General features: G+C 58.2%; 17 protein-coding genes. 6 read left to right on the forward strand and 11 right to left on the reverse strand.

Going from position 1 to position 15,453, the window contains the following annotated elements:
* Nucleotides 1–132: 132 nt before the first annotated feature.
* The 7 genes from V6Z53_RS06790 to V6Z53_RS06820 form a co-directional block, all read right to left on the reverse strand.
* Nucleotides 133–1,383, reverse strand: a complete 1,251-nt coding sequence (locus V6Z53_RS06790) for an aspartate aminotransferase family protein (RefSeq protein WP_338584758.1) — start codon at nucleotides 1,381–1,383, stop codon at nucleotides 133–135.
* A gap of 195 nt (nucleotides 1,384–1,578) precedes the next feature.
* Entirely contained in the window at nucleotides 1,579–1,917 is a 339-nt protein-coding gene (locus V6Z53_RS06795) for a HopJ type III effector protein (RefSeq protein WP_008054402.1), read from the reverse strand.
* Nucleotides 1,910–2,206, reverse strand: a complete 297-nt coding sequence (locus V6Z53_RS06800) for a DUF1244 domain-containing protein (RefSeq protein WP_095129425.1) — start codon at nucleotides 2,204–2,206, stop codon at nucleotides 1,910–1,912. The genes V6Z53_RS06795 and V6Z53_RS06800 overlap by 8 nt, the downstream gene beginning before the upstream one ends.
* A 67-nt stretch (nucleotides 2,207–2,273) precedes the next feature.
* Nucleotides 2,274–2,645: a dihydroneopterin triphosphate 2'-epimerase gene (gene folX, locus V6Z53_RS06805; protein WP_338584760.1), complete on the reverse strand. Its 372-nt coding sequence runs from the start codon at nucleotides 2,643–2,645 to the stop codon at nucleotides 2,274–2,276.
* 2 nt (nucleotides 2,646–2,647) lie between these two features.
* The gene (gene folE / locus V6Z53_RS06810; RefSeq protein WP_338584762.1) at nucleotides 2,648–3,223 is read right to left on the reverse strand and encodes a GTP cyclohydrolase I FolE; all 576 of its coding nucleotides are present in this window, start codon (nucleotides 3,221–3,223) and stop codon (nucleotides 2,648–2,650) included.
* A 20-nt stretch (nucleotides 3,224–3,243) separates the two neighbouring features.
* Nucleotides 3,244–3,954, reverse strand: a complete 711-nt coding sequence (gene folM / locus V6Z53_RS06815; protein ID WP_338584763.1) for a dihydromonapterin reductase — start codon at nucleotides 3,952–3,954, stop codon at nucleotides 3,244–3,246.
* Between the two features lie 160 nt (nucleotides 3,955–4,114).
* The gene (locus V6Z53_RS06820) at nucleotides 4,115–4,684 is read right to left on the reverse strand and encodes an antibiotic biosynthesis monooxygenase (protein WP_338584765.1); all 570 of its coding nucleotides are present in this window, start codon (nucleotides 4,682–4,684) and stop codon (nucleotides 4,115–4,117) included.
* Between the two features lie 210 nt (nucleotides 4,685–4,894).
* Here V6Z53_RS06820 and V6Z53_RS06825 point away from each other — a divergent pair, with 210 nt between their 5' ends.
* Complete coding sequence (locus V6Z53_RS06825; RefSeq protein WP_338584767.1) at nucleotides 4,895–5,854, forward strand: MerR family transcriptional regulator; 960 nt, start codon at nucleotides 4,895–4,897, stop codon at nucleotides 5,852–5,854.
* A 2-nt stretch (nucleotides 5,855–5,856) separates the two neighbouring features.
* Here V6Z53_RS06825 and V6Z53_RS06830 read toward each other — a convergent pair whose 3' ends face one another.
* Both V6Z53_RS06830 and V6Z53_RS06835 read right to left on the reverse strand, forming a co-directional pair.
* Nucleotides 5,857–6,462, reverse strand: a complete 606-nt coding sequence (locus V6Z53_RS06830; RefSeq protein WP_338584768.1) for a hypothetical protein — start codon at nucleotides 6,460–6,462, stop codon at nucleotides 5,857–5,859.
* Nucleotides 6,463–6,516: 54 nt separating this feature from the next.
* On the reverse strand, nucleotides 6,517–6,993 hold the full coding sequence (locus tag V6Z53_RS06835; protein ID WP_338584770.1) for a PAS domain-containing protein: 477 nt from the start codon (nucleotides 6,991–6,993) through the stop codon (nucleotides 6,517–6,519).
* A gap of 102 nt (nucleotides 6,994–7,095) precedes the next feature.
* Between V6Z53_RS06835 and V6Z53_RS06840 the strand changes: the two genes are divergently transcribed.
* The 4 genes from V6Z53_RS06840 (at nucleotide 7,096) to V6Z53_RS06855 (ending at nucleotide 10,506) form a co-directional block, all read left to right on the forward strand.
* Nucleotides 7,096–7,551: a flavodoxin gene (locus tag V6Z53_RS06840; RefSeq protein WP_338584772.1), complete on the forward strand. Its 456-nt coding sequence runs from the start codon at nucleotides 7,096–7,098 to the stop codon at nucleotides 7,549–7,551.
* 233 nt (nucleotides 7,552–7,784) lie between these two features.
* A complete protein-coding gene (locus tag V6Z53_RS06845; RefSeq protein ID WP_338584773.1) occupies nucleotides 7,785–8,567 on the forward strand; it encodes a class II aldolase/adducin family protein in 783 nt (260 codons plus the stop codon).
* The gene (locus V6Z53_RS06850; protein ID WP_338584774.1) at nucleotides 8,567–9,469 is read left to right on the forward strand and encodes an alpha/beta hydrolase; all 903 of its coding nucleotides are present in this window, start codon (nucleotides 8,567–8,569) and stop codon (nucleotides 9,467–9,469) included. The genes V6Z53_RS06845 and V6Z53_RS06850 overlap by 1 nt, the downstream gene beginning before the upstream one ends.
* A gap of 125 nt (nucleotides 9,470–9,594) precedes the next feature.
* On the forward strand, nucleotides 9,595–10,506 hold the full coding sequence (locus V6Z53_RS06855; protein WP_338584775.1) for an SDR family oxidoreductase: 912 nt from the start codon (nucleotides 9,595–9,597) through the stop codon (nucleotides 10,504–10,506).
* A 37-nt stretch (nucleotides 10,507–10,543) separates the two neighbouring features.
* On the opposite strand, the gene V6Z53_RS06860 is transcribed toward V6Z53_RS06855, so the two are convergent.
* Nucleotides 10,544–10,804: a bacteriocin immunity protein gene (locus V6Z53_RS06860; protein WP_338584776.1), complete on the reverse strand. Its 261-nt coding sequence runs from the start codon at nucleotides 10,802–10,804 to the stop codon at nucleotides 10,544–10,546.
* A gap of 1 nt (nucleotide 10,805) precedes the next feature.
* On the reverse strand, nucleotides 10,806–12,917 hold the full coding sequence (locus V6Z53_RS06865) for an S-type pyocin domain-containing protein (RefSeq protein WP_338584777.1): 2,112 nt from the start codon (nucleotides 12,915–12,917) through the stop codon (nucleotides 10,806–10,808).
* A gap of 723 nt (nucleotides 12,918–13,640) precedes the next feature.
* On the opposite strand from V6Z53_RS06865, the gene V6Z53_RS06870 reads away from it, so the two are divergent.
* Nucleotides 13,641–15,434, forward strand: coding sequence for a DUF1302 domain-containing protein (locus V6Z53_RS06870; protein ID WP_338584778.1), 1,794 nt, complete (start codon nucleotides 13,641–13,643; stop codon nucleotides 15,432–15,434).
* The last annotated feature ends 19 nt before the right edge of the window (nucleotides 15,435–15,453 follow it).

Genomic DNA, 15,453 nt, shown 5'->3' on the forward strand with positions numbered 1-15,453 from the left:
GCGCACGATTTAATGCCTGATCACAATCCATTGTGGGAGCGGGCTTGCTCGCGAAAGCGTCGTTTCAGGTGGCATTAACATTGACTGTCGCACCGCATTCGCGAGCAAGCCCGTTCCCACAGGGTGATGTGTTCAGGTCAGTTTGGCCAGGCAAGCCTCAAGAATATCCAGCCCTTCCTCCAGCACCGCTGCCTCGGTGGTCAACGGCGCCAACAGCCGAATGATGTGCCGCGACTTTCCGCTAGGCATCAGCAGCAAACCGGCGTCCCGCGCCAATGCCAGCAATTGCGTCAACTGCGCCGCTGCGGGCGAGCCGTCGGCATTCGCCAGTTCGATGCCGCGCATCGCGCCAACACCGGTCAGGCGTCCCAGATACGGCGACAGCTTGCTCGCGCGCCAGGTTTCGTAACGGCTGACAATCGCCTCTTCCTGCTGCGTACCCCACGCTTGCAGATTGGCATCGGTCATTTCGTCCAGCGTCGCCAATGCAGCGGCGCAGGCGATGGGGTTGCCGGAATAGGTGCCGCCGAGCCCGCCCTTGGGCAAGATGTCGAGCAGCGATTTGCGCCCGACGACCGCACCGAGCGGCACGCCACCGGCGATGCTTTTACCGAGCAGGATCAGGTCCGGCTCGATGCCCAGCCGCGAGAACGCAAAACGCTGACCGGTGCGGCCGAAGCCGGACTGGATTTCATCGGCGATCAGCACAATGCCCTTCTCGTCGCAGAATTTGCGCAGCGCCTGGGCGAACTCGACGTCCATGGCCAGGAAACCCGCTTCGCCCTGCACCGGTTCGACGATGAAGCAGGCCACGTCCTCGACGTCGATTTCAACGCTGAACAACCGATCCATGGCCTTCAGCGCTTCAGCGCAAGTCACGCCGTTGTCCTGGCTGGGGAAGGGCAGGTGATACACCGGCCCCGGCAGTACGCCGACTTTCTGTTTGTAAGGCGCGACTTTGCCGTTGAGGTTGAGCGTGGCCAGGGTGCGACCGTGGAAGGCGCCATCGAAGGCGATCACGGCCGTGCGGCCGGTCGCCCCACGGACGATCTTCAGCGCGTTCTCAGCCGCTTCGGCGCCGCTGTTGGTGAGCATGCCGCTGACCGGATAATCGACCGGGATAAACGCGCTGAGGCGCTCCATCAAGTCGATGTAAGGGCCATGAGGCGCGGCGTTGAATGCGTAGTGGGTCAGGCGCGTGGCTTGTTCGCGAATGGCTTCGACGATTCGAGGATGGCAATGGCCGAGGTTGAGTACGCCGATGCCACCGACGAAGTCGATGTAGCGTTTGCCATCGGTGTCCCAGACCTCGGCGTTTTTGCCGTGGCTGAGCGTGACAGGGTGAACGATATTGATCGACTGACTGATGGTTTCGCTGCGCATGGATGACCGGCTCGGAAGAAGGAGGACTTCTTTTTATCTAAGCCGTCAGCAGCGGTAGGGGGCAAACGAAATAAAGTTGCCGGGTCAATCTTAAAAGTCTGGATGTGTTGCTAGAACCTGTAGGAGCACGGCTTGCCGGCGATGGCGATTTCAAGTGCGCCATCGCCGGCAAGCCACGCTCCTACAGAAAAGCTATCAGCGGCGGGTCAGCGGCTGTTGAGCGAACTTCACACCCGCCAGGCCATGGGCGATCAACGCACGGATATTGCCGTGATCGCTGCCTTCAGGAGTAGCCAGCACGGAGCGGTAATGCTCGCCGAACGCCAACAGCGCTTCTTCATCGCTAAGGCCTTCCAGCAACGCCAGACCCAGGGTCTTGCACGAACCTTCGTTCTGCCCGGCAGCGTTTTCCACGCCGCCATTGTTGAAGGCCTGGGGCTGATAGTCGTAGCCGGCGGCGATGAAGGCCAGGGTGTCGGCGAAGGCATGTTCGCCGCTCTTGAGGCTGGCGCGCAGGGTGTTCAAATCACTCATTGGGTTTTCCTTTGGCGAACGCCGCTTGTTGTTCGGCGTTGGCTTCTTGCTGATATTGGGCTTTCCACTCGGCGTATGGCATGCCGTAAACCACTTCGCGGGCGTCGTCGAGGCTGACCTCGATCTGGCGCTCGTCGGCGGCGGCCTTGTACCACTTGGACAGGCAGTTGCGGCAGAAACCCGAGAGGTTCATCAGGTCGATGTTCTGCACATCCTTGCGGCTATCCAGGTGCGCGACGAGCCGGCGAAAGGCGGCGGCTTCGAGTTCCAGGCGTTGTTGGTCGTTCATGGCGGGCTCTGTGTGACTCAATCGTGCGCGGATGATAAGAGTCTGACGGGCAATGCGCCAGACGCGCTCAGCGGCTCGCCGCCAGCGTAATCGACACCGACTCGGCAAATCGCAGGGCATGAGGCTTGTCGACTTCGACCTCGGCGTACAGCACCGACTTGTTGGCCATGACCAGATCGAGAATTTCCTGGGTCAGGCGTTCGAGCAGGGCAAAGCGGTTGCCCTCGACGTGAGCGATGATCGCCTTGGTGATGGTCCGGTAATTCAGCGCGTGATCGATATCGTTGTCACGCACCGCTTCCTGGGCCGCATAGAGGATGGTCAGGTTGATCAACACATCCTGCTTGTTGAGGATTTCATCCTCGTTGATACCGATGTAGGTGCGCAGGCACAGGTCCTTGACCCGGATGCGTGCCATGCCTGGTTGAAGTTGTGGCATTACTACTTGCTCCGTCCAATCAATTGCAGGAACTCCTGACGGGTGTTGCTCGACTCGCGGAACGCACCGAGCATCACCGAGGTGTTCATGGTCGAATTCTGTTTCTCGACGCCGCGCATCATCATGCACATGTGCCTGGCTTCGATGACAACGGCGACACCCGCCGCGCCGGTGACTTGCTGCACCGCCTCGGCGATTTGCCGGGTGAGGTTTTCCTGGATTTGCAGGCGACGGGCGAACATGTCCACCAGCCGCGCAATCTTCGATAGGCCCAGCACTTTGCCTGTTGGAATATAAGCCACATGCGCCTTGCCGATGAAGGGCAGCATGTGATGTTCGCAAAGCGAATAGAGCTCGATGTTGTCGACGATCACCATTTCATCGTTGTCGGAGGCGAACAGCGCGCCGTTGACGATCTCTTCGACACTTTGCTCGTAGCCATGACAAAGGTACTGCATGGCCTTGGCCGCACGCACCGGGGTGTCTCGCAGGCCTTCGCGATCGGGGTTTTCACCGAGGCCGATGAGGATCTCGCGATAGCTCTGGGACAGGGCGTTCTGGTGCAGGGATTGCGTCATGGAAGATCCTCGCGGGACACTTATTTGATGTGCCTTCCGCCGTTGACGGTCAGGGTCGTGCCGGTGACATAAGGGTTGTCGAGCAAATAGCGCAGGCTGTGATAGATCACTTCGCTGCCGGGTTCGATGCCCAGCGCGGACTTGGCCAATGCCTTGGCGCGGTAGGCTGCGTCGTCGTCAGGATTGAACAGTAGCAGGGCCGGCGCAATTGCGTTGACCTTGATGGTTGGCGCGTATTTGGCGGCGAAAGACAGGGTCAGGCTGTCGAGCCCGGCTTTGCTGGCGCAATAACCGATGTGCTTGCTGCTGCCCTTGCGGGTTACGTCATCGCTGATGTGCACGATGTCGGCAGGGCTTGAGCGTTGCAGCAAGTCGGCGCAATGCAGGTTGATCAGGTAGGGCGCGAGCATGTGCACGCTGAACATGCGGGTGAACGCTTCGGCATCGGTGTCCGGGGTTTCGGCCAGCCATTCGGAAGCGTTATGGACGATTGCCCGCAGGCTGTCGGTATGGGTTTTCAGTTCGCTGATGAAGGCGAAAATTCCGGCTTCGCTGGAAAAGTCCGCAAACACCGCCGTCGCCCCCAGATCCCGCAGGGTTTGCACGCCGGGGCGTTCGCTGCGGTAGCTGAAGATCACGCGATGGCCGTCTTCGAGCAGGCGCTGCGCACAATGCAGGCCGACACGCTGGCCGGCACCGGTGATGAGGATGGGGGCTGCGGAAGAAGTCATGAACGGCTCGCATCGCGGTAAGAGCAAAACTATACCAGCGACGTAAAGCGAACACCTCTATCCCGTAGGAGCAATGCTTGCTCGCGATGAACGATGACGCGGTCGTGGCGCGGAACCGCGGCGTCCCTATCGCGGGCAAGCCTTGCTCCTACGGGGTTGATCACTGGTTTTGGGTGGTGGGCTCGGCAGGCAAGCGCCGTGTCGGCGCCGTGTTCAGCCAGTTGGCCAGCAATCGGGTCGACAATGGAATGAAGAAATAAACCATCAATGGCGTCAGGCACAAAGTGCTGATCAATACCCGGCTCAGCAGGCCCATTTCGCCGAGCAACGGCCCCAGGGCGAAATTGAACAGCAGGGACACCGGGAAAAACGCCAGCCAGATCGCCACGGCCTGTTTCCAGCGAGGTGGGCGTTGTCCGGCGGCGCCGAACCAGCCTTCGATGCCGCTGACCCGATGTTCCGTGGGGTGGGCAAACAGATCGCTGCCGCGTCCCAGCCAGGCAGTACGCGAGGCAGAGTGCTCCCAGGCGTGCAGGGTGTGCTCGTCGGCGAAGCGGAAAATAATCTGGAATTCATCATCGTCGGGTGGCGGTGCCAGCACGCCTGAACCGAGATAACCGGGAAAATCCGTGGCCAGTTGTTCGCCTTCGCGCAACCAGGCGATCAGGTCCTGATAACGCCCATTGGCGACACGGCGCGCAACCATCAGCGTGACGGGGGAGGTAGACATCATGTATCTCCGTAAACAAACGCGTCGCTCCGGATAGGAGCTTCGCCAGGCGCAGCACCGGGGTGGTGGGCTGCGCCTTGGGACAAGCAAGGATTATTCCTGATTCCAGCAGCGACGTCTGCGGCCTTCGAAACGACCAATGTCTTGAATCATGATGGGGCAGGCGAGTTAGAATGGGATCCAACTCACACATGGATGTAGCCCTCCCAGATGCCTGTCCTCACTGACGTTGCTCCTGGTGTGTCGCATACGCGCTCTCTTGACCGAGAGGAGCTCTTTCCCATTCGCGAAGTGGCGCGTCTGACGGGCGTCAACCCGGTCACGCTTCGCGCATGGGAGCGCCGCTATGGGCTCATCGTGCCAACGCGCACCGAAAGCGGGCATCGCCTGTATTCGATGACCGATATTGAACGCGTGCGCAGCATTCTCGACTGGATCGAACGTGGTGTGGCGGTCAGCAAGATCGGCAAGATACTGGCCAAGGCCGCACCGCTTGAGGCCCTGTCCCACATCATTCCAGACAACCTCGTGCAAGCCGACTATGCGCAATGGCAGCAGCAGGTCCAGGCAGCGGTGAGTGCGTTTGACGATGTGGCGCTGGAACAGGTCTACGGGCAGATTTTTTCCAGTTACTCCCAGCCGGTCGTGTTCCAGGACATCCTGATCCCGCTCTGGAAGCAGATGCTGCAACGGCAGGAGTCTTTCGGCGGGACGAGCGAGTGGTTGTTCTTCGATGGTTTTCTGCGATCAAGGGTACTGCAGCGCTTGCTGTTGATCCGTGACAAGCAACCACGGCGCGTGATCGTCAGCGCCCTGGCAGGTCAGTGCCGGGAGCTTGAGTTGCTGATTGCCGCCCTGTTCCTGAGCAGCGGGCAAACCGGTGTGCGCGTGTTTACCATTGGCCAGCCGTTCGACGAATTGACGCTGATCTGCGAAAGAATCAAGCCCCAGGCGCTGGTGCTGTTTTCCAATCACGTCCCTTCACCTGAACTTCCACGGCGTTTGAATCGCCTGGCGATGAGCCTGGATTGTCCGGTGTTGCTGGCCGGCGATGCGTCGGATCTGGCCGAGGAAAGCCTGGCCGGATCATCGATCGGGTGCTTGGGAAATGAGGGCGAAGTGATGCGCCAGCGACTCAAACAGTTCCTGGCGGGCAACCTCGATACTTGATGTCAGAGATGCAGGGAGGGGTGGGTCAGCCGATGCTGTTGCAGGATGTACTGGCGCAGGCGTTCGGTTTCGTCCTTGTCGTCCTGGCTCAACTGATAGGCATAGAAGCCTTGCTCGGTTTCTTTCTCGAACGTGCCACGCAACGCAATTCGCTCATAGCCTGACGGGCTGAACCACAACGCGAAATGCTTCGGCGCTTTGGTCTTGTTGCGAACTTCCAGCAAAACACCCTTGAACGACACTTCATGCACCCACATCGTGCCGGGCTGGCCCTTGGCGTTTTCCAGCGCAACCGGTTCGTCGAGCACCAGTCGCCATGGCCGGACCAGAGGCCCGTCTTCATAGATGCTGGGAACGCCAAGACGCAAATGCAACGCGTGAAACTCGTCTTCCACCAGGTGCAGCGGGAAGGTCATTTGCTGGTTTTCGAAATTGGCTTGAATGGTGACTTGCTCATGGGCGGCGAGGCGCGTGAGCAAATCACGGATTTGCGAACCACCGTTGACGAGCAGACTCGACGTCGCATCCCGCACATTGAGCTGCGGGTTATGTTGCATGGTCTGGATGAAATCCAGCTCATCCTGGGTCAGGAGCGCGTCGCGTTGCATGGCAGACTCGAAAGATATAGTTACAAAGTCATTGGTGATTGTAGTTAATGACAATTAATTCGCTGATTTGTTTGCGCCGTTCGTCGCCTTGAGTGCGGCCAATTCGGCCTGAACTTCAGCCAGTTGCGCCTCAAGCTGCACCACACGCTGCTGCGCCTTGACCTGGACGGTCACGTCTTTCTGCACGCCGATGAAATAAACCTGGCCGTCGCTCGGGTTTTTTACCGTCGAAAGGGACAGCTCATTCCAGAAGGGCGTGCCGTCCTTGCGGTAGTTACGCAGGATTTCCCGGCACGATCCTTCGCTGTTCAATGCGTCGCGAATTTTCGGCAGGACGTCTTGGTCGCGATCGCCCGATTGCAGGAAACGGCAATCCTGATAAAGGATTTCTTCGCTGGTGTAACCGGTCAGGCGTTCGAATGCGGGATTTACGTAAATCAGGATCTTGTCCTGCTCGCCTTCCTTTTCGGCAATCACGATGCCGTCGTTGGAGGCGTTGATGGCCAGTTGCAGCAGTTTTGCGTTGATCATCGGTGAAACCCTTTCTTGTTGGTTGTCTCGGGCATTCTAAAAGAACAATCGGGAGTGTGCTGTTAATATCCCGGTCCTTTACTCAGGTTCAGGATCAGATTGATGAAAGTCGCCATCATTTCCGGCTCGGTGTACGGCACGGCTGAAGAAGTCGCCCGGCATGCCGCCAGCATTTTGAAGGAAGCCGGTTTCGAAACTTCGTATAACCCGCGTGCAAGCCTTGCCGATATCCAGGCCTTCGGTCCCGAAGCCTTTCTGGCAGTAACCTCGACCACGGGCATGGGCGAGTTGCCGGATAATCTGCAGCCGCTGTATTTCTCGATTCGCGACCAGTTGCCTGCTGCCTGGCGTGGCTTGCCGGGTGCGGTGATCGCGCTGGGTGATGCTAGTTATGGCGATACGTTCTGCGGTGGCGGCGAGTTGATGCATGAGTTGTTCGGTGAGCTGGGCATCCGCGAAGTGCTGCCGATGCTGCGTCTGGACGCCAGCGAAAGCGTGAACCCGGAAGGCGATGCCGAGCCTTGGCTGGCGGAACTGGTCGGCGCTCTGCGCGGCTGACCAATTTGCCTGGAGCACCCGCAACGGGGCTCGTCATGGTTCTGACGGGGCGGCTGAATGCGCGCCCCGTGCCTTCTCTGGCGGCGGCCATTTGACACGGATCCAAACTTCCTTGCCCGCTGACTCGTTCGGCCATCAAGCTGGCTGCCAATGCAACTACGCGAACCCGGATGGCTGACTAGACTCGGTAGTCATTGGAAACACTCCATAATAAAAACCAGAGGTTCCTAGCCGTGAGCGTAGCCCCCGTCCAATCGCCCCAGAGTGTCAAAGACCTGGTCAGCCCCGCCGAATGGCAGGCCCGCGTCGACCTCGCGGCCTGTTATCGCCTGGTGGCCCAGCATGGCTGGGATGATCTGATTTTCACCCACATCTCCGCCAAAGTTCCGGGCACCGAAGACTTCCTGATCAATCCGTTCGGCATGATGTTCCACGAGATCACCGCGTCGAGCCTGGTCAAGGTCGATCAGGCCGGCAACAAGCTGATGGACAGCCCTTACGAGATCAACCCGGCGGGCTACACCATCCACAGCGCGGTGCACGAAGTCCGTCACGATGTCGTCTGCGTGCTGCACACCCACACCGCATCCGGCGTCGCGGTGTCGGCGCAGAAACAAGGGATTTTGCCGATCAGCCAGCAGTCGTTGTTCGTCCTCTCCAGCCTGGCGTATCACGCTTACGAAGGCGTTGCGCTCAACCACGAAGAGAAAGCGCGACTGCAAGCCGACCTCGGCGAGAACAATTTCCTGATGCTGCACAACCACGGTCTGCTGACCTGCGGCAGCAGCATTGCCGACACGTTCCTGATGATGTTCACCTTCCAGCGCGCCTGCGATATCCAGGTCATGGCGCAGACCGGCGGCGCCGAACTGATCGCCATCGAACCGCAGATTCTGGCGGGAGCCAAGGCGATGATCGCCGGTGTCACAAAAAGTGCTCAAGGCATGGGCGGAGCGCTGGCGTGGCCGGCGTTGCTGCGCAAACTCGATAAACAAGACCCGGGATACAAACTCTAATGGCACTCGCCGAGATTCCCCTGTCGGTCTGGCGCAAACGCAGCCAGACATTCGTCTTCCGCGGCCAGCCCATTCGTTATTGGGCGGCGGGGCAGGGTGAACCGCTGCTGCTCATTCATGGCTTTCCCAGCGCCAGTTGGGACTGGCATTACCTGTGGCAGCCGCTGGCTCAGCGCTATCGCGTGATCGCCTGCGACATGCTCGGTTTCGGCGACTCGGCCAAACCGGTGAACCACGACTACAGCTTGCTCAAGCAGGCTGATCTGCAACAGGCGCTGTTGGCTTACCTGGGTGTCGAACAACCGCTGCATGTGCTGGCCCACGATTATGGCGACAGCGTGGCTCAGGAACTCTTGGCCCGGCATTACGAATCACAGATCAATCTCGCCAGCTGTGTGTTCCTCAACGGCGGCCTGTTCCCCGAAACCCATCGTCCGGTGTTGATGCAAAAGCTGCTGCTCAGTCCCTTGGGCTGGATGATCGGCCGCGCGTTCAGCCGTGATGGACTGGTGAAGAGTTTCCGCCAGATCTTCGGTCCACAGACCCGTCCCAGTGAAAGCCAGATGGATGACTTCTGGAGCTTGATCGAAAGCAATCACGGCCCACGGATCATGCACAAACTAATCACCTACATTCCCGAGCGGCGCACACAGCGCGAGCGTTGGGTCAGCGCGATGCAGCGCGGTGAAGTGCCGCTGCGGGTGATCGATGGCGAGGTCGACCCGATCTCCGGCGCACACATGGTCGCGCGCTACCGGGAGCTGATTCCCAACCCGGACGCGGTCCTGCTAAGCGACATCGGGCATTACCCGCAGATCGAGGCGCCGTGCCAGGTGCTCAAGCATTACCTGGCGTTTCGCGATCAATTGCTGTCGCCGCCGCTCAAGGTGGCCTGTTCCTGAGGGCTGGGGCTCATCATCCCCCAGCCTTATCGCACACCATTCAGCCTCCCCCCTGTTCATTGTGACCCGCAGCGCCGTGCCTGAAACTCCAAGGCAATGTCCCTGGCCTGCTGGAGTTTCCCCACATGAACGAGTCTGTGCGCTTCGAAGATAAAGTCGTGATCATCACCGGTGCAGGTGGCGGCCTGGGACGGGCGCACGCACTGCTGTTCGCCAAACAGGGCGCGAAAGTGCTGGTCAACGATCTCGGCGGCTCGGCTCAAGGCGAAGGCGCGAACGCTTCGGCAGCGGATCGCGTGGTCGCGGAAATTCGCGAGGCCGGCGGCACTGCCGTGGCCAACCACGACTCGGTCACCGACGGCGACAAACTGGTCCAGCACGCCCTCGACGCCTTCGGCCGAGTCGACGTGGTGGTCAACAACGCCGGGATCTTGCGTGACAAGACTTTCCACAAAATGGACGACGCCGACTGGGACCTGGTTTACCGCGTCCACGTCGAAGGCGCCTACAAAGTCACCCGCGCCGCCTGGCCGCACATGCGCGAGCAAAACTACGGCCGGGTGATCTTCACCGCCTCCACCTCGGGCATCTACGGCAACTTCGGCCAGTCCAACTACGGCATGGCCAAACTCGGCCTCTACGGCCTGACCCGCACACTGGCCATCGAAGGCCGCAAGAACAACATCCTGGTCAACGCCATCGCCCCCACCGGCGGCACCCGCATGACCGAAGGCCTTATCCCGCCGCAAGTCTTCGAACAACTCAAACCGGAACTGGTCAGCCCGCTGGTGGTGTACCTGGCCAGCGAAAACTGCCAGGAAACCTCTGGCCTGTTCGAAGTCGGCGGCGGCTGGATGGGCAAGGTGCGTTGGGAACGCAGCCTCGGCGCCGGGTTCGATCCTCGGGAGGGGTTCTCCCCGGAAGATGTGGCGGCACACTGGCAGCAGATCTGCGACTTCGAAGGGGCGGCGCATCCGAAGGACAATATTGAGGCGTTGAAGGAGATGATGGGGAATTTGCAGAAGTATTCGATTTAATAATAATGGAGCAGGTATGGATACCTGCTCCATTATTTTATTTTTCTTCTTTAAAACCTGGTTTTCCGTTGGAAGCCCGCCAAGCGGACACTTTTATAATGATGGCTTCGGGTGTTGAATCTTCATCTGAGTCAGCGTAGTAAATTAAGTCAGACCCGTCTGGGTGCTCCGTCAGCTCTTCAAATAAAAGTACTGCATCTATTTGTTCTTTTTCAGTCGCAAACTTCGATTCGCAGATTGTAGTAAGGAATTCAAGAAATTCGCTTTCGGTATAGTTGGAGATGTTGGAATTACTCATGTTATTTTCCTCCTTTGTGTAGCTCGGAGTGTCGTTTTGGAGTGACAACTCGAATGTTGTCGATGTCGTAGACCTCACCGCCTTTAGAAATGTGATTCACATGATGCATCTCAAACTTTACTTGTCCACCCACTCTATCGTTTTTACGTGAAAAAGGGGCCCTTCCGTGTTTCATCTCCTCGATGTTGTTAGCGCTAAATTGTTTGGATAATTCAGGGTCGTTAGCAGCAGCTTTCCAGAGTGCCTCTCTAAATGCTCTAAAATTCGGAAAGTCTCGTCCTCTGAGTTTATCCGCAATTTGATTGGGGATCACCGCACCATCACCTTGCGAGGCTGGTCCCAACCAAATGCCCGATATTGGTTCCCCATACCCGCTGGCAACACCGGGCTCACCCCGCCGATCCCGGAACATCGTGAAGGTCGGAGGAATTCCCGATTCCGCCGGAAAAACAGTAATGAAGCCACCAAAGCTGTAAAGGTCCAGCTCCGGAAATGAATCAGTCCTCCCTTCAAGGGCTGTTAGGGTAGTGCCGTCATAAACGGCAGTGTTCGGCGCGCTTGCCGGGAAGTAGGTTGACGCGTTGCTGGGCCTGACTATCGGCGTCCATGTCATGCCAATCGACGGGGCGTCTGGATTGTAAGCGGTGTAAAGGTTGAGGTTTGGATCGTATGTGGCGAGCCGAACAGGGACTTTGCCCGACACCGAAATGCCATTGGTGGCAGCGACGAAGAATTCCGTTGTATTACCCACAGATTTGGAGCCGATGGCGACTGGCAGTTCGATTTCTCCATTGGCCTCAGCAATGGCATGTAAATCATGGAACTCACCAAATGTGAGATCCGAAAGTGGAATGCTCAAAGCGTGGAGATTATCGGGCTCGTATTCCTCCAGCGAGAGGGACCAGGCATGCATATCGTCGGGCACCAGATCCCGAAGTGGGACGTTCAATTGACGGCTTTCGCCGTCACCCAATGGCGAGGGAAACAGCAGTGCCGCGAATCCGACAAGGACCACGCTCGCTGATGTCGCCGCTGCGGTCATCACAGCGGTTGCTCCGGTTTGCAGGGAAGTTCTGATGGCCAAAGTCGTGGCTGTATTGGTTGCGAGGCGCCCCGTTGCCAAAGTGAACACCGGACCACTTGCCGCCGCCGCGCCCGATATGGCAAACGGGCCTTGAACGGAATTCGACGATTCCATTGCCTCACGAAGCGCTTGTTCTTCTGCTTGCCGTTCATTTTCGAGGCGCAGTTGTTCAGCTTGTCGTTGAACCTCTGCCTCGGCTTCGAGGCGAGCCTGTTCAGCCGCGAAGTACTGAGCGGCGGCCTCCGCGGCAATCCGGGCTTGTTCGGCGGCCACTCGCTCGGCGTCTGCCAATGCGGCTAATCGCGCCTGCTCTTGAGCATGTACCAGCGCTTCAGCTTCCGCCCTGATACGTGCCTGCTCAGCGGCAATACGTAGTGCTGCCTGTTCAGTTGCCAATCGCGCCTGTTCATCAGCTTGCATGACACTGAAGGTGTGTTGAAGGCTGATGGTTCGCTGTTGGAGCGATTGCAAGGTTTGATTCAGCAGTCTGGCATCGATTGCGGCTCTGAGTGATTGATTCAGGGCCTGCATGGCGATGCCGTTCGGTCCCGGCCAATACTCCCTTTTTGTGGCTTTCAACATGAAATCGTGAATATTCCAGTTGAATGGATCTCCCCCATAAAAGGCATTCGCCATCGCAGTTTTGCTATGGAGTTCGGCGGTTTTTCGTTGGTGAAGAGTATTTAGCACTCTTAGTTCACGGACTAGTGACGGCAATGGCGCAACTGGATCATTAGGGCCCTCTGATCTTACCGCAGCCAGATCCGCCTCTAGGGTTTGGGATAGTTGGCTACTCCTAACTTGATAGGCTTGTTCGAGTTCGTTGATTGTCCGTACGATCGTTGCCCGATTTTGAACGAAGCTTTCTGCTCGATTAATTCCAAATGGACCATTTCTAAGATGACTTGATCCTTTAGGTGGGATAATGATGTTGTCAGGCGCAACGTCTCTTATATCGATATAGCCATCAATTTCCAGGTAACCGGGTCTTGATGAATTGGGACGTGGTGGTCCAGGTAGCTTCTGCATATTCATATCCTTGTGAATTTGCACGCTGTTTGAGAGTTAAGCTTTGCTGTTGTGCTTTCGTGCTATTTAAAGTTACCGCGAAAATGGTAGAGATGGGTCTGAGAGATTTGTGATCTTTTGCGTGAGAATTTGAAGGGTGTTGCGCTAAGGCGGGGATAAAGCCGATATTGTCCTCAGCGCAAAAAGATATTTCTTACGCAGTTACAGGTAGTGTCTTGTAGGACTTGCTTTAAACATCAAGTGAAACAGACTGAAGCTAAAAACATCGCCCAAAAAAAGGCCGCTGCAAACGCAGCGGCCAAAGCAAGACGTTGGATCCAGGAGCTACAAATCAACGTCGGTGTACACGGGGCGATGAGTCGAAACGCTTCAACTCACCTGAAATCTGTTGCGAATGGCGAAGGTTGGATCACCTGTAGTCGCTTCGCGCTTTCCGGCTGTTTTCCGTGGAAGCCCGGCAAGAATAAGTCTTTGCCGGCAAAGGAAAAACAGCGTTTCCGGACATGCACCGTTACCGCCTGCGTAACAGTCGTGTGTGCCCCAGCGTAGCCCATGATTTCGACTTATGCCGCCACATCCAGAGAATCTATGCACGGTGCAATCGCCCATGCCAAAGGGCCAGTCATCCTTTAGAGGTACACCACGAATACCTCCTTGGTGCGCTTATCGCCCCAGGTTCGCGGCAGTAGGGTGAGGCCTTCTGTCACTCACCGGGGAAGACGCATGACAAAAACAACAATGCGCGCCATCTTCACACCGCAGGCGCTGGCCGCTGCGGTTGCCTTGGGCTGTTGTGCCCAGGCGCAGGCTGTTTCATTCAACATCGGGGAAATCGAAGGGACGTTCGACTCTTCGCTGTCGGTCGGCGCGAGTTGGGGCATGCGCGATGCGGACGATGCCCTGGTGGGCACGGTCAACGGTGGTAGCGGGCAGGCGTCGACCGGCGACGACGGGCGGCAGAATTTCAAGAAAGGCGAAACCTTTTCGAAGATTTTCAAAGGTATCCACGACCTCGAACTGAAGTACGGCGATACCGGTGTGTTCGTGCGCGGCAAGTACTGGTACGACTTTGAGCTCAAGGACGAAGACCGGCCGTTCAAGCCGATCAGTGATCACAATCGCAAAGAGGGTTCCAAGTCGTCAGGTGGGCAAATCCTCGATGCGTTCGTCTATCACAACTATTCCATCGCCGATCTGCCGGGCACTGTGCGTGCGGGTAAACAGGTGGTCAGTTGGGGCGAAAGTACTTTCATCGGCAACTCGATCAACAGCATCAACCCGGTGGACGTTTCCGCTTTCCGTCGTCCGGGCGCCGAGATCAAGGAAGGGCTGATTCCGGTCAACATGTTGTTTGCTTCCCAAGGCCTGACGGACAAGTTGACGGTGGAAGGTTTCTATCAGCTGGAGTGGGACCAGACCGTCGTCGACAACTGCGGTACCTTCTTCGGGGTCGACGTGGTGGCGGACGGATGCGACAAGGGTTACACCGTCGCCAGCCCGGCCATTGCCCCGTTGCAGCCGGTAGCCGCTGCGTTTGGACAAGGTTTTGAGGTGACCAAGGAAGGCGTGGTCGTTCCCCGTGGCGGCGACCGTGATGCCCGCGATTCCGGGCAGTGGGGCACGGCGCTGCGCTGGCTCGGTGACGACACCGAGTACGGCCTGTATTTCATGAACTACCACAGTCGCACACCGAACGTCGGCACGACAACCGCCGGCCTTGCGACGCTTGCGACCATTCCGCGCATCGTGACCACGGCCAACGGCATTGCCCCTGGCAGTGGTTCGGGGCTGGCGCAAAGCGTGATGCTCGGGCGCGGCCAGTATTACCTCGAATACCCTGAAGACATTCGCTTGTACGGCGTGAGTTTCGCCACCACGTTGTCCACCGGTACGGCGTGGTCCGGCGAAATCAGCTATCGGCCGAATCTACCGGTGCAGGTCAACACCAACGACCTGACCCTGGCGATGCTCAACCCTATCGCCGGTGGCACGGCATCGCCCATCGCCACCTCACCCGGCGCCGACAACAAAGGCTATCGGCGCAAGGAAGTGACGCAGGTGCAGAGCACCCTGACGCACTTCATCGACCAGATTGCCGGTGCAGATCGCCTGACCCTGGTGGGCGAAGCGGCGGTGGTGCATGTCGGTGGCCTGGAATCCCGTAGCAACCTGCGCTACGGCCGCGACTCGGTGTACGGCCAGTATGGTTTCGGTGGTGACACCGACGGTTTCGTGACCTCGACCTCGTGGGGTTATCGGGCCCGGGCGATCCTCGATTACAACAACGTGATCGCCGGGATCAACTTCAAACCCAACCTGTCGTGGTCCCACGACGTCGCCGGTTACGGCCCCAACGGGTTGTTCAACGAGGGCGCCAAGGCCGTCAGCCTCGGCGTCGATGCGGACTACCGCAACACCTACACCGCAAGCCTCAGTTACACCGATTTCTTCGGTGGTGACTACAACGTGCTCGAAGACCGCGACTTCGTGGCGCTGAGCTTTGGCGTGAACTTCTGATCTGGCTGAAAAGGATGAA

Origin of the sequence: Pseudomonas sp. MAG733B (assembly GCF_036884845.1) — a bacterium.
Taxonomy (GTDB): Bacteria; Pseudomonadota; Gammaproteobacteria; order Pseudomonadales; family Pseudomonadaceae; genus Aquipseudomonas.